At 46.3% G+C, this 20577-nt stretch carries 10 protein-coding genes; 4 read left to right on the top strand and 6 right to left on the bottom strand.

Annotation, left to right across the window (positions count from 1 at the left end; genetic code table 11):
• Positions 1-47: 47 nt before the first annotated feature.
• From ACKLNH_RS14670 to gltB (ACKLNH_RS14655), 4 genes are all read right to left on the bottom strand, one after another.
• On the bottom strand, positions 48-1460 hold the full coding sequence (locus ACKLNH_RS14670; protein ID WP_413113008.1) for an FAD-dependent oxidoreductase: 1413 nt from the start codon (positions 1458-1460) through the stop codon (positions 48-50).
• Between the two features lie 12 nt (positions 1461-1472).
• The gene (gene gltB / locus ACKLNH_RS14665; RefSeq protein ID WP_413113007.1) at positions 1473-5936 is read right to left on the bottom strand and encodes a glutamate synthase large subunit; all 4464 of its coding nucleotides are present in this window, start codon (positions 5934-5936) and stop codon (positions 1473-1475) included.
• Positions 5937-6216: 280 nt separating this feature from the next.
• Entirely contained in the window at positions 6217-7686 is a 1470-nt protein-coding gene (locus ACKLNH_RS14660) for a glutamate synthase subunit beta (RefSeq protein WP_413113006.1), read from the bottom strand.
• Entirely contained in the window at positions 7679-12223 is a 4545-nt protein-coding gene (gene gltB / locus ACKLNH_RS14655; RefSeq protein WP_413113005.1) for a glutamate synthase large subunit, read from the bottom strand. Before gltB (ACKLNH_RS14655) ends, ACKLNH_RS14660 begins: the two co-directional genes overlap by 8 nt.
• A gap of 603 nt (positions 12224-12826) precedes the next feature.
• Between gltB (ACKLNH_RS14655) and mnmL the strand changes: the two genes are divergently transcribed.
• From mnmL to arcB, 3 genes are read left to right on the top strand one after another with little or no spacing between them, the layout of a single operon-like run.
• Positions 12827-13777 (top strand): tRNA modification radical SAM protein MnmL/YtqA, encoded by a 951-nt coding sequence (mnmL, locus tag ACKLNH_RS14650; RefSeq protein ID WP_413113004.1) that lies wholly within the window; start codon positions 12827-12829, stop codon positions 13775-13777.
• Between the two features lie 55 nt (positions 13778-13832).
• Entirely contained in the window at positions 13833-15680 is a 1848-nt protein-coding gene (locus ACKLNH_RS14645) for a sensor domain-containing diguanylate cyclase (protein WP_413113003.1), read from the top strand.
• Between the two features lie 3 nt (positions 15681-15683).
• Complete coding sequence (gene arcB, locus ACKLNH_RS14640) at positions 15684-18035, top strand: aerobic respiration two-component sensor histidine kinase ArcB (protein WP_413113002.1); 2352 nt, start codon at positions 15684-15686, stop codon at positions 18033-18035.
• Between the two features lie 68 nt (positions 18036-18103).
• Here the strand turns inward: arcB and arcA are convergent, their stop codons facing one another.
• Positions 18104-18823 (bottom strand): two-component system response regulator ArcA, encoded by a 720-nt coding sequence (arcA, locus tag ACKLNH_RS14635; protein ID WP_413113001.1) that lies wholly within the window; start codon positions 18821-18823, stop codon positions 18104-18106.
• A gap of 780 nt (positions 18824-19603) precedes the next feature.
• Between arcA and ACKLNH_RS14630 the strand changes: the two genes are divergently transcribed.
• On the top strand, positions 19604-20101 hold the full coding sequence (locus ACKLNH_RS14630; protein WP_413113000.1) for a putative 4-hydroxy-4-methyl-2-oxoglutarate aldolase: 498 nt from the start codon (positions 19604-19606) through the stop codon (positions 20099-20101).
• On the opposite strand, the gene ACKLNH_RS14625 is transcribed toward ACKLNH_RS14630, so the two are convergent.
• Positions 20098-20574 (bottom strand): hypothetical protein, encoded by a 477-nt coding sequence (locus ACKLNH_RS14625; protein WP_413112999.1) that lies wholly within the window; start codon positions 20572-20574, stop codon positions 20098-20100. The genes ACKLNH_RS14630 and ACKLNH_RS14625 overlap by 4 nt on opposite strands.
• Positions 20575-20577 lie beyond the last annotated feature (3 nt).

Here is a 20577-nt window from a genome sequence, read left to right as displayed (position 1 = left end):
CGTAGAAAGGCCATCCGTAAGGATGGCCTTTTTGCGTTTCTAAGCGGTTATAATTCAAGATAATCTAAGATGCCTTGTGCAGCCTGACGTCCTTCCCATATTGCTGTAACGACCAGATCGGAGCCGCGAACTGCGTCACCGCCAGCAAAAATCTTAGGGTTACTGGTTTGAAATTGATAAGCCCCATTTTCTGGTGCAATAATTCTTCCGTTATCATCGGTATTGACGTTGAAGTCATCTAACCAAGGCTTGCTATGCGGCAAAAAGCCGAAGGCCATAATGATCGCGTCGGCTTCAATGGTATGCTCACTATCTTTTATTATTTCAGGACGGCGTCGTCCTGCTTCATCTGGGCTTCCTAACTTTGTCTTAGTTACACACACGCCACGCGCCACGTTATTTTGATCAACGTTAATGCTCGTCGGTTGGCGATTAAATAGAAATTCAACACCTTCTTCTTTGGCATTTTTTACTTCTCGTTTCGAACCTGGCATGTTGTTTTCGTCTCGCCTATACACGCAGGTAACTTTCTGTGCTCCTTGACGGATCGCGGTTCTAACGCAATCCATTGCCGTATCGCCTCCTCCAAGCACAACGACACGCTTTCCTTTCATATCTAGCTGTTCGCTGCTTTGTGGAAGGCGCATAACCCTTTCGGTATTGGATAGCAAAAAGGGGAGAGCATCAAACACGCCGCGAGCATTTTCATTACTTAGTTGTGCTCGCATATTTTTATAAGTACCAACGGCAAGGAAGATGGCATCATACTGTTCGATAAGATGCTGCATTGAAATATCTTTACCGATGTCGGTATTTAATTGGAACTCTATACCCATCGCAGTAAAAATTTCACGACGGCGTATCATGACGCTCTTCTCTAATTTGAATGAGGGAATGCCAAAGGTGAGTAACCCGCCTATTTCTGGATAACGATCAAAGACAACAGGCTTAACGCCATTTCTTACCAGTATGTCAGCACACCCTAGCCCAGCAGGTCCTGCTCCAATAATGGCGACTTTTTTGTCTGTCCACTCAACGTGAGAGACATCTGGCCGCCAGCCCATTTCAAACGCTTTATCATTAATATACTTTTCGACATTTCCTATTGTGACTGCACCAAAATCATCATTTAACGTACAAGCCCCTTCGCAAAGGCGGTCTTGCGGACATACACGGCCACAAACTTCGGGAAGCGTATTGGTTTGATGGGATAGCTCAGCAGCTTCAATAATGCGCCCTTCATTAGCCAGTTTCAGCCACTGTGGGATGTGGTTATGGACTGGACACTTCCATTCACAATAAGGATTACCGCAGCCTAGGCACCGATCTGACTGTGCTTGTGCTTGTTGGTCAGTAAAAGGATCATAAATTTCAATGAATTCAGATTTACGTGATTTAAGTTTTTTCTTCGATGGCTCGATTCTCGCGACATCAATGAACTGATAAATATTCTGGCTCATTGGGACTCCTTTCTACTGTGCTTGAACTCGTAGCTCTGCTGCTGAGCGACTTTGATGACCGAGTAGCGTGCTAATATCTGCGCTTTTGGGTTTAGCGAGATAAAAACGGGGAAGCCACTGGTCAAAATCGGACAGTATTTCAGCGGCTCTGTTTGATTGGGTAAAGTTGAGGTGTTGATCGATAAGACCACGTAAATGCTCTTGATGTATCGGTAAGCTCTTCAGTGGGATCGCCTCAACGAGGTCATTGTTAACACGACCAATAAAGTCGTTCTGTTCATCGAGGATATAGGCAAACCCTCCCGTCATCCCTGCGCCAAAGTTAACGCCGGTATGACCGAGTATAACGATGATTCCGCCAGTCATGTATTCACAGGCGTTGTCACCAGCCCCTTCTATAACGGCAATAGCCCCAGAGTTTCGCACCGCAAACCTCTCTCCGGCTTTTCCTGCTGCAAACAGTTTTCCTCCCGTCGCCCCATAAAGGCAGGTATTGCCAATAATCGTTGCTTGGTGTGAGGCAAAGGTGCTTCCCGGGTGTGGGTGTAGCGTTAATAACCCTCCCGCCATGCCCTTGCCAACATAGTCATTAGCATCGCCGGTAAGGTGTAGGTGTAGACCACCAGCGTTCCATACACCAAAAGATTGACCAGCTGAACCATTAAGGTAAATGGAGATTGGGCTAGCTGCTACGCCTTGATTGCCATATAAGCGTGAGATCTCACCGGATAAGCGTGCGCCAACAGAGCGATCAGTATTTGTGATGGCCTCGTGTAGACTCAGTGATGTACGTGCTGTTATTGCGGCATGAGCGAGTTTGAGGAGTTTACTATTGAGTTTACCGGAATCGTGAGGTGCGTTGGCAGCAGTGCAGTGCACCGTGTGACCGGCAGGGTTTGGTGGAGCTGCAAGCAACGCACTCAGGTCGATTTTTTCCTGCTTTGCGCTTAAGCGGCATAGAGGCGTTAATAGTTCAGTATGGCCGATCACATCAGTGAGTTGGCTAAAGCCAAGTTGGGCAAGCAGCTGACGAACTTCCTCTGCCAACCCTTGAAAGTAAGTCATTACCTGTTCGGGCAAACCTTTATAATAGTTGTTGCGCAGCGTTTCATCTTGTGTGGCAACGCCAGTCGCACAATTGTTTAAGTGGCAGATACGCAGGTATTTACAGCCTAAGGCGACCATTGGTGCGGTGCCAAAACCGAAGCTCTCTGCGCCCAAAATGGCCGCTTTAATAACATCCAGACCAGTCTTTAGCCCTCCGTCGACCTGAAGGCGAATTTTGTGGCGCAGCCCGTTGGCTACAAGGGCTTGTTGTGTTTCAGCCAACCCAATCTCCCACGGGCTTCCTGCGTGTTTTACTGACGTTAAAGGGCTAGCCCCTGTGCCGCCATCGTAGCCAGAGATGGTAATGAGATCAGCATAGGCTTTGGCGACGCCTGTCGCAATAGTACCCACGCCAGGTTCCGAAACAAGCTTTACAGATACCAGTGCTTTTGGGTTCACCTGCTTTAAGTCGAAAATAAGTTGTGCAAGATCCTCGATGGAGTAGATATCGTGATGAGGTGGTGGTGAGATAAGCGTAACTCCTGGAACGCTATAGCGAAGTTTCGCAATCTCTGCGGTGACCTTATGGCCGGGTAACTGCCCCCCTTCTCCTGGCTTTGCCCCTTGGGCAACTTTAATTTGTATGATGTCAGCATTGACGAGATAGTGAGGTGTGACACCAAAACGTCCTGACGCCACTTGTTTGATTCGAGAGTTACGCTCTGAATTGAAGCGCTTAGGGTCTTCTCCGCCTTCCCCGGAGTTAGAATGCCCACCGAGACGATTCATCGCGATGGCGAGAGACTCATGTGCTTCTGGGCTTAAGGCGCCAATTGACATCGCGGCAGAATCAAAACGTTGGTAGAGGTTTTCTAGCGGTTCAACCTGTTGACACTCGATGGCAGGATAGGGTGATTTGAGAACGAGCAAATCACGCAACGTTGTTACTGGGCGTTGGTTTACCGAGTCAGAAAAGTGCTGATAGTCATCGCGGTGCCCCGATTTTGCTGCCCGCTGTAAGGTCTCAATAACATCAGGGTTATAGGCGTGGTACTCTCCACCGTAAACAAACTTTAGTAGCCCACCGTTATCAATCGGGTATCGCTTGAGCCATGCACGACGAGATAGGTTGAATAAATCTTGTTGGAAATCATTAAAGTGAGCGCCGGATATGCGGCTGGCGACGCCTTTAAAGCACAAGTCGACGACGGTTTCGTGCAGTCCCACCGCTTCAAACAGTTGTGAGCAGCGATAGGAGGCGATGGTTGATATTCCCATCTTTGATATGATTTTTAACAGGCCTTTGTTGATGCTGCTGCGGTAATTTTGCATCACTTGGCGATAGTTAAGTGAAATGACCTGACTATCCACCATATTCGCCAGAGACTCATAGGCTAAGTAAGGATAAATCGCGGTGGCACCAAAACCGAGCAGTACGGCAAAGTGATGTGGGTCTCTCGCGGTCGCTGTTTCTATAATGATGTTGGCATCACAACGCAGTTGACGCTCGACTAATCGCTGGTGCACAGCCCCAACGGCCATAGCGGCAGGTATCGGTAAGGTTTGAGGCGATATATTGCGGTCGGATAAAACCAGCATGACGAAGTTTTGGCGTACAGCGCATTCTGCTTGTTCACAAAGCTCAAGCAGAGCGGCTTTCAGGTCATTGTCATCCGGGTTAAAGTTAAGATCTAAGACTTGATGTTTATAGTGTTGCCCTTCCATTGAGAGTAACTGATTGATGTCGGAGTAGAGAAGAACTGGCGAGCCAAAAGCGATGCGGTGTGCATGCCCACCGGTTTCACAGAACACATTCATCTCTTTACCAATACAGGTTGCCAATGACATCACATGACTTTCACGTAGGGGATCTATTGGGGGGTTGGTGACCTGTGCAAACTTCTGTCGAAAGTAATCAGAAATAGGACGGTGCTGACTCGACAATACTGCAATTGGCGTATCATCGCCCATCGATCCTGTCGCCTCTTGCCCCATTTCTCCCATTACACGTAATACTTGATCTAACTCTTCTTTGGTAACTGAAAAGAGTTTTTGGTAGGTCGCTAATTGCAAGTCATCAAATGTACGTTGACCGACAGCGGAATCATCGAGCTCATCAAATGGAGTAAGGTAATGGACATTCGTCGCCATCCACTGTTTGTATGGGTGGCGTTTTTGTAGCTCTTTGTCGATGTCAGCAGAGCGCCACAGTTTGCCAGTGCGTGTGTCTATGACCAGCAACTCGCCAGGACCAACCCTGCCTTTCTCTTGTACCTCATCAGGGGAGTAATCCCAGATCCCTATTTCTGAGGCTAGGGTAATAAGCTTGTCTTTGGTAATGACATAACGGGCCGGGCGAAGACCGTTGCGATCTAAGTTACAGGCGGCATAGCGCCCGTCCGACATGACAATACCCGCAGGCCCATCCCAAGGCTCCATGTGCATAGAGTTAAAATCGTAGAATGCGCGTAGGTCGGTGTCCATATCGGGATGGTTTTGCCAAGCTGGTGGAACAAGCATTCTCATCGCGCGAAAGAGATCCATCCCACCGGCTAAGAAGAGCTCAAGCATGTTATCTAAGCTGGACGAGTCAGACCCGTTGTCATTGACAAAGGGGGCAGCGGTTTGTAAATCGGGTAATAGTGGAGAGGCAAACTTGTAAGCGCGCGCTCTTGCCCACTGTCTATTGCCGTCTATTGTGTTTATCTCGCCATTATGAGCCAAATAACGGAACGGTTGTGCAAGCGGCCAGCGTGGTTGAGTGTTGGTGGAAAAGCGTTGATGGAACAAGCAGATCGATGACTCAAGGCGTAGATCAGCGAGATCGAGATAAAAGCGTGGTAAATCGGCGGGCATACATAGCCCTTTATAGATGACGATTTGAGCCGAGAGGCTGCAAACATAAAAGTCAGGGTCGCTACTGAGGCGTTTTTCGATGCGCCGGCGTGCGATATAGAGTCTTCGTTCGAGGTCACGAGGTTTCCAGCCTGCTGGCGCATTGATGATGACTTGTTCAATTTGCGGAAGTGATGCCTTTGCGATAGGGCCAAGTACGCTGGGGTCGAGTGGTACATTGCGCCATGCTACGATAGCCGTGGTTTCTTGTTCCAGCTCTTGGCTGATAATATCCCGTGCCATTTGTGCTTTTATGGGGTCGGTATTGAGAAATAGCATACCAACGGCGAAGACATCAGCCAATTGCCACTGCTGCTCCTTAGCGAGTAAGCGAAAATAGGTTTCAGGTTTTCTTAACAGTAACCCGCAGCCATCGCCTGTCTTTCCATCGGCATTAATTCCTCCTCGATGGGTCATGCGATCTAATGCTGTGATGGCAGTACGAACTAAGCGGTGACTTGACTCCCCTTCTAGATGGGCGATTAAGCCAAACCCACAGTTATCTTTTTCTAATCCTTGGTCATATAGCGTCATCGCTTCTCTCCCTGCGTTGGCTATGACAGCCTATTCGCTATTGATGATTTTCGAGTGGTCGAGGAGATCAGTGACAACGATACATTGATCATCCATCAATATGGTTGCTAATGAAATAATGAATAACGTTGAAACGGTGGCACAACATTATTAAATGCAGCATGTATTCCATTTATGTTTAAGCAGAGTTTAGACCGATTTTGATGAGTCTGAGAGGAAGGAGAAAGAGAATAAAAAAAGGCAGCGCAAGGCTGCCTTTTTAAGTGCATGAATTTTATCGTTATGATGAAATGACTAACGAGGTGTCTTTGGCTTCGAGGTTGGAACTACCCATCAAGAAGGCATCAACGGCACGTGCACTTTCACGGCCTTCATTGATACAGCGTACCACGAGAGATTGGCCTGTACGCATATCTCCAGCGGCAAAAATACCTTGTTGGTTGGTCATGAATTGCTTGGTTTCAACATTTCCACGCTCATCAAGGTGAATGTCTAACTGCGCAAGTACACCGCTTGGTTCTGGGTGAAGGAAGCCCATGGCTAAAAAGGCTAAGTCGCAAGGAATAACCCGCTCACTACCTTCAATTTCTTTGAAATCAGGGCGTTGTCCTGGTGCAGCCTCTTGCCACTCAATATCAGCGATGCGTAGGGCTGTCACATTGCCATTCTCATCACCAATGAACTCTTTGGTTAGAATATTCCAATGGCGTTCACAGCCTTCTTCATGCGATGTTGAGGTGCGCAAGATCATCGGATAGCTTGGCCACGGTTGACCCTCAGGACGTTGCTCTGGTGGCTTGGGCATGATTTCAACTTGTGTGATACTTGATGCGCCGTGGCGGTTCGATGTACCAACACAGTCAGAGCCAGTGTCTCCACCACCAATGACAACAACGTGTTTATCTTTGGCGTGGATCTCTGTGCCTTTCAAATCCATGTCATTGGCGCGGCGGTTATTTTGTGCGAGGAACTCCATCGCAAAGTGCACACCGTTAAGATCGCGCCCAGGGATAGGAAGATTACGTGGAACCGTTGACCCACCTGTTAGCAGAATCGCGTCGTAATGCTCTTTTAATTCCAGTGCATTAATGTCGACACCAATATGGGCATTCACTTCAAACAGAATACCGGCTTCAGCCATTAAGTTAACCTTGCGGTCAATAATGTTCATTCCGAGTTTAAAGTCAGGAATGCCAAAGCGTAATAACCCGCCAACTTTCTCATCGCGTTCATACACCGTGACGCAGTGACCAGCACTATTGAGTTGCTCGGCAGCGGCGAGACCGGCAGGGCCACTGCCAATAATGGCGACCGTTTTACCAGTGCGCTTACGCGGCGTTTTAGGTTTGGCATAACCTTCACGATACGCGGTTTCAACGATGGTCTTTTCAATATTGCAAATGGTAATAGGATCTTGATTGATCCCTAACACACAGGCACTTTCGCACGGGGCAGGGCAAACTCGACCCGTAAACTCAGGGAAGTTATTGGTTGAGCTTAAAATCTGCCAAGCCTCTTCCCAGCTGTTACGGTACACCGCATCATTGAACTCGGGAATGATGTTACCGATTGGACAGCCGTTATGGCAAAACGGTACGCCACAATCCATGCAGCGCGACGCTTGTGTCTTAATTTTGTCACCAAACTCTTGGTTTAAAACGAACTCTTTGTTGTCCTGAATTCGTACTTCAGGCGCGATTTTGGCCGGTAATTCGCGGCCATGGTCGAGAAATCCGGTTGGCTTACCCATTGATTACCTCCACTTCCTTGTTGTCAGCTTCTGCTTTGCGTTGCAGTAACACTGCTTTGTAATCCCGTGGCATGACCTTCACCATCCGAGTGAGGTTTTCGTCGAAGTTGCCAAGGAATGTTTCTGCCACTTTACTGCTCGTGACTTCCTGGTGAGTTGTCAGCATCTTGTGCAGTAATGCAATATCTTCTTCATCAAGAGGATCGAGATCGACCAGCTCAGGGTTAAGTTTGGTTTCAAAGTCACCGTACTGATCCCAGACGTAAGCGACACCACCACTCATACCAGCTGCAAAGTTACGTCCTGTTTGGCCAAGAATAATTGCGACACCGCCAGTCATGTATTCACAGCCGTGATCACCAACCCCCTCAACAACAACTTTTGCCCCAGAGTTACGGACACAGAAACGTTCGCCAGCGATACCTCGAATATAAGACTCACCAGAGGTCGCGCCGTAGAAACAGACGTTACCCACCGCAATGTTATCTTCGGGCACGATGTCAGACCTTGTATCTGGGTAGAGGATTAACGTACCACCTGACAAACCTTTACCCCAATAGTCGTTCGCATCACCTTCAACTTCGAAGGTGACCCCTTTGGCAACAAAGGCCCCAAAGCTCTGGCCTGCACTGCCTTTGAACTTTACCTTCATTGGTTGTGGGAGACCTTGGTCTTTGTAGACCTTCGAAATTTCATTGGAGAGCATTGTCCCCACGCTACGATCGATGTTTGTGACTGGGAACTCAGCATTAACCGCTTCACCAGCCGTTAGAGCAGGTGCTGCCGCTTTGATAAGCTGACGATCAAGCACGTTCTCTAAACCATGATCTTGCTGACGCTCGCAGAATACATTGTCTTCTTTTCGAGCGGGCTCAAGGTGCAAAATTGGTGATAGATCGAGATTTTTGTATTTCCAATGCTGAATATCGTTACGAAGACGCAGTTTCTTCGACTGGCCAACCATTTCATCAATGGTTCTAAAGCCCAACTCAGCCATGATTTCACGTAGGCCTTCAGCCATATATTTGAAGAAGGTAACCACATCTTCCACGCGACCATCAAAGCGCTCGCGTAGTGTTTTATTTTGCGTTGCAATACCTACCGGACACGTATTGAGGTGGCACTTACGCATCATGATACAGCCTTCAACAACCAAGGCGGCGGTAGCGACTCCCCACTCTTCCGCGCCAAGTAGAGTGGCAACAGCTAAATCACGTGGGGTTTTCATCTGCCCATCGGACTGAACCACGATACGGTTACGTAAGCCGTTCTTTAGTAGTGTCTGATGAGTCTCGGCTAGTCCTAGCTCCCAAGGTAAGCCAGTGTGTCGAATCGATGAAATAGGTGATGCGCCCGTTCCACCATCATACCCAGCAATGAGTACAACATCGGCTTTGGCCTTTGCCACCCCGGAAGCAATCGTACCGACACCCGCTTCAGACACCAACTTGACGTTAACGCGTGCTTTACGGTTAGCGTTCTTAAGATCATAAATAAGCTGTGCCAAATCCTCGATAGAGTAAATGTCGTGGTGTGGTGGCGGTGAAATCAACCCGACTCCAGGCGTAGAGTGACGTGTTGCACCAATCCAGTCATCCACTTTGTCACCAGGTAATTGGCCACCCTCACCAGGTTTCGCCCCTTGCGCCATTTTGATCTGAATTTCATCAGAGTTGGTGAGGTAATAGGACGTAACGCCAAATCGACCCGATGCCACCTGCTTGATAGCAGAGCGCTCCCAGTCACCATTGTCATTTTTCTCGAAACGAGCTGGGTCTTCACCCCCTTCTCCCGAGTTTGATTTTGCCCCGATGCGGTTCATCGCAACCGCTAGTGTCGAGTGCGCTTCGTAGGAGATAGAGCCAAAGCTCATTGCCCCTGTTGCAAAGCGTTTAAGAATGCTTTCAATCGGTTCAACTTCATTCAATGCAACACTGCCCGACGGACTCTTGATAAAGTCGAGTTGGCTACGTAACGTCGCGGCATTATCGCCTTGCGAGTCGACGGCTTGGCAGTACTGCTTGAACTGTGCAAAATCGCGGTTTCGTGTTGATTTTTGCAGTAAGTGAATCGTCTCTGGGTTGAACAGGTGCTTTTCACCACGTTGTTTCCATTGATATACGCCGCCCACATCAAGTACCTGAACTGGTACTTCACGGGTTGGGTAACCGAGTCGATGACGAATAACCACCTCTTTGGCGATATCATCGATGGTTAAGCCCTGAATACGCGAAACCGTGCCGGTAAAGTACTTATCGACAACGGACTTGCTGATCCCCAGCGCTTCGAAAATTTGTGCGCCATGGTATGACTGCAGGGTAGAAATCCCCATTTTTGAGAAGATCTTCAGCAACCCGCCATTAACCCCAGAGCGGAAGTTATCAAATAAGGTGTCTGAAGGTAATTCAGGGTCGAGCTTATTTTTCTTCTGTAGGTCGATAAGAGTTTCTGTCACCAAGTAGGGGTTGACCGCATTGGCGCCATAGCCCAGCAAGGTCGCAAAGTGATGCGTTTCTCGCGCATCGCCCGTTTCAACCACAATGTCACACTTAGCACGCAGCCCTTTGCGAATAAGGTGGTGATGCACTGCACCAACAGCCAGCATTGCCGGAATCGCGGCATGGTTTGAGTTCACAGCACGGTCGGTCAGAATGATAATCGAGTAGCCATCATTGACCGCATCTTCAGAGTATTGGCAGATACGTTTAAGAGCACGTTCCAGTTTGCCTTCATCGCCACTGGCATTGAAGACGATATCGAGGGTTTTCGCTTGTAGATGCTGGTTATCGATAGCGCGAAGTTTTTCGAGTTCAGCATTACTGAGAACCGGTGATTCAATCTCGACTTTTAAGCAGTGCTCTGGGCCTTCAGATAATAGGTTGCCACTTTTACCTAAGTAGGTCTTCAGCGACATCACCATACGCTCACGGATCGGGTCGATAGGTGGGTTGGTCACCTGAGCAAATAGCTGCTTAAAGTAGTTAGAAAGATGCTGAGACTGATGAGATAGAACGGCGAGAGGCCAGTCTGCCCCCATTGCACCGAGTGGCTCTTTGCCGTCGCGTGCCATAGGGATAAGAATCTCATTGATCTCTTCACTACTAACGCCAAAGGCTTGTTGATGATTCAACAGACGCTCAGCGCTTGGCTGGTGGTGCATGTTATCGGATTCAGGTAATGCTGCCATATTGAGGAGGTGTTTATCTACCCACTCTTGATAAGGTTGTGCACTGGAGATGGAGTCTTTTATCTCTTCATCGGAAATAATGCGCCCTTGCTCTAGATCAGCAACAAAGATACGGCCAGGTTGAAGACGGCCACGGAATTGCACATTCTCTGGTTCAATGTCGATAACCCCGGTTTCAGATGCCATAACAAGGAAGTCATCTTTGGTGACGGTATATCGAGATGGACGTAAGCCATTTCTATCTAGGGTAGCACCAACTTGAACGCCGTCTGTAAAGCAGACAGAGGCAGGACCATCCCATGGTTCCATGATATTGGCATGGAACTGGTAGAATGCACGGCGCTTTGGATCCATATTGGCATTTTCTTGCCATGCTTCAGGGATCATCATCATTAACGCATGTGGCAAACTACGTCCAGATAACACCAATAACTCTAGCGCCATATCGAAGTTGGATGAATCTGAGCTACCCTCTTGGCAGATAGGCAGCAACATATCGAGTTCTGGCGATGAAAACAGATCCGACTCCAAGAGAGCTTCACGTGCTTTCATCCAGTTCAAGTTACCGCGCACGGTGTTGATTTCACCATTGTGAGCAATATAACGGAAAGGCTGAGCCAAACGCCATTTCGGGAACGTATTGGTAGAGAAGCGTGAGTGAACCAAGGCTAATGCAGTGACCATCGACGGGTTTTGCAGATCAAGGAAATACTGCGGGACTTGTGCTGTGGTTAGCTGTCCTTTATATACCAACGTTTTATAGGAGAAAGAGTTGATGTAAAAGTCATCACCAATATTAGACACACTTTCCAAACAGACACGTACGGTATAATTACGTAGGACGTAAAGTTTGCGCTCTAACTCTTCTGGTGGCATTGTCGCGCCACCGGTAACAAAGACATGTTCAAACTGTGGCTCAGTACTCAGTGGATCGGCACCAATCATCGAGTTATCTGTCGGTAATACTCGATAACCAAGGATATCTAAATCTAAGCGTTTAGCGTTACGAGCAAGAATATCTTTACACTGTGCTCGTTTATGCTCGTCTTTGGGAAACAGCATAACCCCGACACCATACTGCTCGAAAGCAGGGAGCTTGATTTTTAGTTCGCGCGTCACTTCTAATAGGAATTCATGCGGTTTTTGAAGAAGAATACCTGCACCGTCACCACTACATGGATCGCACCCTTGTCCGCCACGGTGTTCCATGCGGGCTAACATATTCAATGCTTGCGTTACGATCTGGTGAGATTTTCGGTTTTTAAGGTGGGCAACAAAGCCGATACCACAGGCATCGTGCTCCATTTCAGGCACATAAAGTCCCTGATCCTTATGCTCTAGATCTGTCATAGATACGTCCTTCCATTTTTAACAGGCGCTGATCCATGGCCTGTGTTGTTTCAATCCTAGTGTTTGCTATGCGTCGAGCGCTGTAAGGTTAGCAAACATACGTTTACGCTTGACACTGAGTTTTGCGCAAACGAATCCTTTTCGCATGCCTCAAAAGAGAGTGAAACATGCTAAGATAAGTTTATTTTGATGTATAAAAAGCCAAAAAAAGCGTTGTTTTAGTGCATTTCTCTGTTCAAAAAAAACACATTTGTGCAACTATCCTACATTTTTGATAGTTTAATTGCTATTAAAAGTTTGCGGTATGTCATGAAAATTTATTAACTAATTGCAGAGATAGGTATTTTAGTCACGCTTTTCTGTTTTGTTATTGTTAAATCCGTTGTTGTTGGGTCGTTTGGTGTGGTTACTAACCAAGGCGTCGTGCTACAGACTATTTTTCTTTGTCGAGTTATCGGCATAAATCAAAGAGGCGGGAAAGTTCGTTTTTCGCGCATGTATCTAATGAAACACGTGCTGTTTTTTTATGCGAAAACATATTATTTGCTGTGTTGGCATGATAGAGTGCGCGGCTATTTTTTAAAGGCAAAAGAGGTGACGGCAGTGGAATTGCATCAATTGGTCAATACATTTGGACAGGATTTACAGCGCCGCTATGGTGAAAAGGTCCATAAATTGACCTTGCATGGTGGCTTTTCCTGCCCTAACCGAGATGGCACGATAGGGCGAGGTGGATGCACCTTTTGCAATGTGGCCTCTTTTGCTGATGAAACGGCAAAGCTTATCCCTATCAATCAGCAGTTGGCAGCGCGGGCGGGAGAGGTAGAGAAGCGTGCCAAGCGCTATTTGGCATATTTTCAAGCTTATACTAATACCTACGCAGAAGTAGAAACATTGCGAACGATGTATGAAGAGGCATTGGCTGGCGCAGATATTGTTGGTTTATGTGTCGGCACCCGACCTGACTGCGTGCCAGACGCAGCCTTAGAACTATTGGCAGAATATAAAAAACAAGGTTACGAGATCTGGCTTGAGCTGGGATTACAGACTGCCCACGATGCGACACTAAAGCGGATTAACCGTGGTCATGACTTTGCGGCATATGCTCATATAACAAAAAAAGCGAGAGCATTAGGATTGAAGGTTTGCTGCCACCTGATTGTCGGATTACCAGGGGAAGGCCGTGAAGAGAATATGCAGACGTTGGAGAGAGTCGTTGATGTCGGCGTGGATGGCATTAAGTTACACTCACTGCATATCGTAGAGGGAAGTACGATGGCGAAGGCTTGGCGTGCAGGACGCTTAAGCGAGATATCGCTAGATGCTTATTGTGATATTGCAGCAGAAATGATTCGCCATACGCCAGCGGATGTCATTTACCATCGAGTTTCCGCCTCTGCTCGCCGGCCGACCTTATTGGCACCTCTGTGGTGCGAGAATCGTTGGGTAGCAATGACCGAAATAGGTCGCAGATTAGATCAACAAGGAGCACAAGGCAGTGCTGTTGGACAAGCTTTTGTATATACTCAACCTTCAATAAGAAAACAAGACTAACATGCACGCATAAATGCACGCTCATAAGTGGGAGTGATTAGCTCAGGGAAGAGATATGATACGACGCATAGTTCATTTGGTAAGTTCACTTTCGATACTGTTATCAATGATGGCGTTGGCACAGTATTTATTGCAATACAGCGATGGTGCTGTTCGCTTGTTGTTAGAACAACAGCACTATCTAACATTGACATCCGCAGCGCTTCTTCTCTCAATGGTGTGCTACTTTCTCAGTAAGCCTTCAACAAAAACGCCCGACTTCAAAAATATCTACCCTTACTTAACGGGTTTACCAACTGCAGCGCTGGTGGTGCGCAATAAAGATGGCCAGTTGCTCTATGCCAATAAAATGTGTCGTGAACAGCTGCATATTCGCCGTGTTGGTCTGCACTACTTTTATCCCTCCTTTCTCGATGCATCCTCTATCCACCAATTGTTACGGCCACATGATTTTGAGCGAGGCTTTCAATTTGCTAAAGAGACGCTTCATTTCGGTGAACACTTGCCATTACATGTCATGCTAACGGGGCGAGTGATTGTCATGAATGGTGTTAAAGCGCGCTTAGTATTTTTAACAGAGACCGCTGCTGAGGAAGGGAGCCGGAAGCAAGAGAATACGGTATTTCAGAGTGTGCTTAACTCATTAAATGAGATGGTACATTATACCGATAACGACGGGCATGTGCTGGGGACAAATAAATCTTTTGATCGTTTTTGGCAGGGACGTATTGACGAGGGCATCATGTTGGGTGATGTACGTAGTGAGATCGGCAGTCGCTCCACCACGAGCTGGACGACTGCGCCTGATGGAACAAGTCGCCTACTTGAAACAAGTCAGACCTCGTTGATAGATAGTGATGGTGAAGTCTTTGGCAGTTTATCTATTAGCCATGACGTTACGGATTGGCATGATATGCAAGAGAGCTTAAAGCAAGAGATTGAAAAGCGTGAGTTGACGGAGCAGACTTTGGCCCAACGTACTAATTTATTGGATACTCTGTTTGCGGCAAGTCAGGATCCGATAGGCCTATATAATGAGCATGGTATGTACGTTGGTTGTAATGAAGCCTTTATTCGCTGGGTAGCGAACGGAAAGCGCGATCTGCGCGGACTAAGGGTAATTGATGTACTTGGAGAAGAGGCCTGGGAGGCTCAGCGTTCTATCGATCTTGATGTCATGGAGAATGGCTGTACATTGAAAACGGAAGAGTACGCGATTCTCGAAGATGATACGCCTTTATGGTATGAGGTGATGCGATCCCCATACAATGATCCATCGACTGATTCGAAGGGGGTGTTGATCATGGCGCGAGATGTTACGGAGCGGAAGATGGCCGAACAGCAGTTAGCCGATGCGATTATGGATTTACAGGAATTAAGCTTTATAGATAGCTTGACCAAGGTGGCAAACCGACGCAGCTTTGATGAACAACTGACCCGTTTATGGCATACCCATGTAAGAGAAGAGCACCCTTTGTCGTTGATTTTGTGTGATATTGATTACTTCAAAGCGTTCAACGATAACTATGGTCATCAGCAGGGAGACGAAGCATTGCGTAAGGTGGCTAACGTATTTAAGTCTGTTATTCGGCGTGAAACCGATGTTGTCGCTCGTTATGGCGGTGAAGAGTTTGCGTTTCTACTACCAAATACCGACAATGAAGGAGCATTGGTTGTGTCTGCGGCGATTCATGAGGCATTGGCCACAAAGCCTTTGTCGCATGAGTATTCACAGGTATCCAGCCGACTGACAGTTAGCTTGGGTATTGCGACGATGTTCCCTCAGCGCAATTCTGATTATGGTGAACTTGTTGCTTTAGCCGATAGAGCACTTTATCGAGCGAAGGGCGCAGGCAGAAATTGTACCCATAACCTGATATCCGAAGAACTCGAATTAGAGTAGATCATGAAGCAAATAAAGATTCTCGCTCAATACTACGTCGACTTGATGGTAAAACTTGGTTTAATGCGATTCAGCATGCTATTAGCCGTGGCTCTAGTGGCATTAGCGGTTGTAATGCAAGTTACCATTACTTTAATTTTAAATGGGACGGTACATGATAGCGATATCTTGCGTTCTGTTTTTTTTGGTTTACTGATCACGCCGTGGGCGGTTTATTTCTTGTCTGTTATTGTTGAACAGCTAGAGGACTCTCGTCAGCGCCTGTCGAAGTTAGTCAGTAAGTTAGAGGATATGCGTGGTCGCGATCTCGAATTGCATCAGCAGCTAAAAACAAATATTACTCAACTGAACCAAGAAATCGAAGAGCGTAAAAAAGCAGAGCAAAGCAGAGAAATTGCACTAACGGACTTGGAGTATGAAGTTTTCCATCGAGAAAAAGCTCAACTCGCTTTAGCGGAGAAGAGTGTATTACTACGATCATTTTTAGATGCGTCTCCAGATCTCATTTATTACCGTAATGAAGATTTTCAGTTCTCAGGTTGTAACCGTGCAATTCAAGAATTGACGGGAAAAAGCGAAAAAGATCTTGTTGGGTTAACACCTTGGGATGTGTACAGTGAAGAAGAAGCATCAAAAGTCATTGAAACGGACAAGCAGGTCTTCAATGATAACGTCGCACTGACGTACGAACAGTGGTTAAAATATCCAGATGGTCGACAAGCTTATTTTGAACTTAGAAAAGTGCCTTTTTTTAATCGCGATGGAAAGCGGTTGGGCTTAATGGGCTTTGGTCGCGATATTACCGAGCGGAAACATCACCAAGAATCATTAGAGAAAGCCAGCCGAGATAAAACAGCCTTTATTTCCACCATTAGTCACGAACTTCGAACACCACTGAACGGCATTGTTGGATTGAGCCGCATGCTGCTGGATACCCGTTTAACCGATGAGCAGCGTGACCATCTGCGAACGATCCATGTTAGTGCTATTACAATGGGAAATATCTTTAATGACATTATCGATATGGATAAGTATGACCGTCGTAAAATGGAGCTGCTGCCCAAACCAACCAACTTCCATGATTTAGTGGCTGATATTGGAACGATCGCAACTTTGATGGCTGAGCAAAAGAAATTGCGTTTTGAGTTGGACGAGCTCACGGAGCTTCCTGAATTTGTTGAGGTTGATGGAACCCGTTTACGACAAGTGTTATGGAATTTAATGAGCAATGCGATTAAGTTTACCGTAGAAGGGGGAGTGAACTTATCAGTCAGTGCTGATGTTCAGGATGGATTAGCAGAGATTACCTTTAGTGTTGAAGATAGCGGGATCGGTATTCCGGAGTCAGAACTTGAGAAAATATTTGCCATGTATTATCAGGTAAAATCATCGGACAGTAATTTACATGCTATGGGAACGGGGATTGGCCTTGCAGTCTCTCGGCAGTGGGTCAAAATGATGCATGGTGATATTATTGCCGAAAGTGAAGTCGGGTACGGTAGTACGTTTACCGTAACGATTACGGTTCCTGTTGCTAACGAAACATCGCTCGAAGAGGATGTGAGCCTGTTACCTGCTGTGTCGCGCTCATTGCAGATACTGATGGTTGAAGATATTGAGCTAAATATAACTGTCGCTAAAGCATTACTGGAAAGTTTGGGCCACCAAGTATCAGTGGCACGTAACGGAAATGAAGCGTTGGAGTATTACCAGCCGGAAGAGTTTGACTTAATTCTCCTTGATATTCAGCTTCCCGATATGACAGGCTTCGATATTGTGAAACAGTGGCGTTTATCTTGCGGCTACCTCCCCCCAGTGATAGCACTAACGGCAAACTTAATGAAAGACAAGCATGAGTATACCGATAACGGGATGGATGATGCGCTCAGTAAGCCCTTAAATATAAAAGCCATAAACCAAGTTCTGCATCGGTACTGTTTGACAGAACAGCGACCACAAGAACTGGAAAGTGAGGTGCGAGTGGCACCAGATTATGAAGACATTTTGGACTTGGATATGCTGGAGTCTTATGTGGACATTGTCGGGTCGCAGCCAGTACTCGATAGCATAGCGATGTTTGAGTCATTGATGCCGGAGTATATGGCCATTTTGGACTCAAATATGACCGCAAAAGATCAGAAAGGCATCGCGAGTGAAGCGCATAAAATTAAGGGTGCAGCAGGCTCAATTGGGTTAAAGCAGATCCAGCAAATAGCACAAAAAGCCCAGTCTCCTGATGAACAACCGGCGTGGTGGGAGAACATTAATGACTGGATTGAACAAATCCGTTCTGGGTATCCGTATGATATCCAAATGCTAAAGCAATGGCTCGCTGACAATGAAAAAGGCAGCTGATGGGTTTAAGTGTGACTAAAAAAGGCGCTATACGGCGCCTTTTATTTTAAAGGTGAGAAAATCGGTGTTTAGATCTCTTCGATTTCACCACAGAAGCGGTAACCTTCACCATGAATTGTTGCAATGATTTCTGGGGTATCTGCAATTGACTCAAAGTGCTTACGAATACGACGAATCGTTACATCAACGGTACGGTCATGCGGTTTTAGGTCACGGCCAGTCATTTTCTTAAGCAGTTCTGCACGAGTCTGGATCTTTCCTGGGTTTTCACAGAAATGCAGTAGAGCTCTGAATTCAGAACGAGGTAATTTATAGCTATCACCATCTGGGCTAACTAGAGAGCGGCTGTTAATTTCTAGTGACCAACCATTAAAGATATAACGTTCTACCATCTTCTTATCTTCTGATGGTACACCTTGGTTCATTGCACGGCTTAGCAGGTTACGCGCACGAATGGTCAGCTCACGAGGGTTAAATGGTTTGGTGATATAATCATCCGCGCCGATTTCTAATCCCAAGATCTTATCAACTTCATTATCCCGACCAGTTAGGAACATCAGTGCCATATCGCCTTGCTCACGCAATTCACGGGCTAACAGTAAGCCATTTTTGCCTGGCAGGTTAATGTCCATAATAACGAGGTTTACGTGATGCTCAGACAGCGTTTGGTGCATTTCTGCGCCATCGCTTGCTTCATAAACAGTATAACCTTCAGCTTCGAAGATGCTTTTAAGGGTGTTACGTGTTACGTGCTCGTCTTCTACAATCAGAATTTGAGGGGTTTGCATTGGCAGTACCTAATATCTAAGCGTAAATTGGTAATCAAAACAGAATCGTTTAATTCTATATATATTTTTAACAAACAGGCAAACCGAAAAGCTGCAATGCAGCAAGATAAGCCTGTGGTACGCCATCCATAGAATCGGTAGAGAGATTCTCAAACCGAGTTAGCCCAAGAGGACCGTTGGCCGATAAAAATCCTTAGATGGCGCTGATTGTAATCACTTAACAGCTCGCTAACAATGCGTATAGGTAAACAAGCTGTTGTAAAATGTCGTATCTTTGACATGCATCAATAAATAACTATATCAGCAGGGTGATTAATATTTTGCAATATATTGACCTTTTTCCCTATTGAGAGCCAGCTTTATAAACTCGAGTGCTTAAAAGTATAGGCGTTTTTTACGTTGTAAGGCCTTTTTTGTCGATTATATGTAACATGAACGCCATAAGTCGAATACTGAGAACATATTCGGCTTTTCTATCACATATTGCACGCGACTTGATGTTATTTTGCTCTGTTTGTTAGGTGGAATGCTACCAGTGTCAATGTTTTGTGGTTTTATTGGTAGCGAAGCGTAAGCGAAAAGTGAGGATGGACTACCGGTGGCGACTAAATTGTATCAATGTATGTCTCATTTGTAAGCCAAGGCGTTTGTCTTTAGATTTGTGTATCCAAGTGCGGATGGATTGTTTCAGCACTGCAGCGCTTATTGTGCCAATATTGAAAGAGATAAAATGGTTATCTATTGTTGTAACTAACATGACAAACGAATAAGGAGTGCGCCATGGATGATTTACTACCCGATCTATGTGACCTTTATCCGAACGAGGTGACATGGCTGCCGATACAATGGCAGAGTTATGGTGAAAGCGCTGTTTTTTATGGTGAGGTAGCCACCGTTCGTTGTTTTCACGATAACAGCTATGTAAAACAACTTTTGAATAGCCCAGGTCACGGTCGTGTACTTGTTGTCGATGGGGGCGGAGCTATTCAGTGGGCGCTGCTCGGAGATCAAATTGCAGCGAGTGCGGTCAAAAATGGCTGGAAAGGCGTTATTGTTTTTGGAGCTGTTCGGGATGTTGGTGCTATTAATAAAATGAAAATCGGTGTTAAGGCGTTGGCGACATGTCCGATAAAAACAGAAAAGCGTGGACGAGGAGAAAGTGGTGTTGAGGTACATATCAAGAAGATAGATATCGCACCTGGTTATATGGTTTATGCGGATAAAAATGGGGTTGCCGTGTCGAGAAAAGCATTAGATTTAAGCACGCTAGGCACCTAAAAGCGATAACCAATACCTAAAACATATTGGCTTTCTATCTGCTCAATATCGAGGGTTGCGTGTACATCAACCAGCTCTGTTAGTCGGTATCGGCTAGAAACCTCAAAGCCAAGCGGCGCCGTTTGCTTACTTGGTGTTTCTGTTGGTGAGTTTAATGATGTAGTTAACGCCGATTCAATAGAGAATCGTGGAGTAAAACCATACTTTATACCACTAGCGATACCCCGCTCTGGCTCTAGATGCTCGTTACCTGCGGTAATTGATGTGCTGAGATAAAGCTGTAAATTAGATGAAACCGAATAAGAGTAACCGCTGTTAAGTTGCCACATGTCAAAGTTGTGTTTTTTGGTTGTAGATGAGGATAAGTAAAACCCACTATCATCACTCTGTTTTTCATTAATAGACGGCGCAGCATAGCAGTATGTGCCAAACAGAAGTGACAGCAACAGACCCAAAGAAAGTCTTAATGTCATGAT

Origin of the sequence: Thaumasiovibrio clandestinus, from assembly GCF_047250365.1 — a bacterium.
Lineage (GTDB): Bacteria > Pseudomonadota > Gammaproteobacteria > Enterobacterales > Vibrionaceae > Thaumasiovibrio.
This window is presented reverse-complemented; position numbering and strand designations above follow the sequence as displayed.

Coding starts and splice junctions, on each gene's coding strand:
- arcB (WP_413113002.1), top strand. CDS start 15,684: ATGAAGCAAATAAAGATTCTCGCTCAATACTACGTCGACTTGATGGTA.
- ACKLNH_RS14670 (WP_413113008.1), bottom strand. CDS start 1,460: ATGAGCCAGAATATTTATCAGTTCATTGATGTCGCGAGAATCGAGCCA.
- ACKLNH_RS14645 (WP_413113003.1), top strand. CDS start 13,833: ATGATACGACGCATAGTTCATTTGGTAAGTTCACTTTCGATACTGTTA.
- ACKLNH_RS14625 (WP_413112999.1), bottom strand. CDS start 20,574: ATGACATTAAGACTTTCTTTGGGTCTGTTGCTGTCACTTCTGTTTGGC.
- ACKLNH_RS14630 (WP_413113000.1), top strand. CDS start 19,604: ATGGATGATTTACTACCCGATCTATGTGACCTTTATCCGAACGAGGTG.
- gltB (WP_413113005.1), bottom strand. CDS start 12,223: ATGACAGATCTAGAGCATAAGGATCAGGGACTTTATGTGCCTGAAATG.
- gltB (WP_413113007.1), bottom strand. CDS start 5,936: ATGACGCTATATGACCAAGGATTAGAAAAAGATAACTGTGGGTTTGGC.
- arcA (WP_413113001.1), bottom strand. CDS start 18,823: ATGCAAACCCCTCAAATTCTGATTGTAGAAGACGAGCACGTAACACGT.
- ACKLNH_RS14660 (WP_413113006.1), bottom strand. CDS start 7,686: ATGGGTAAGCCAACCGGATTTCTCGACCATGGCCGCGAATTACCGGCC.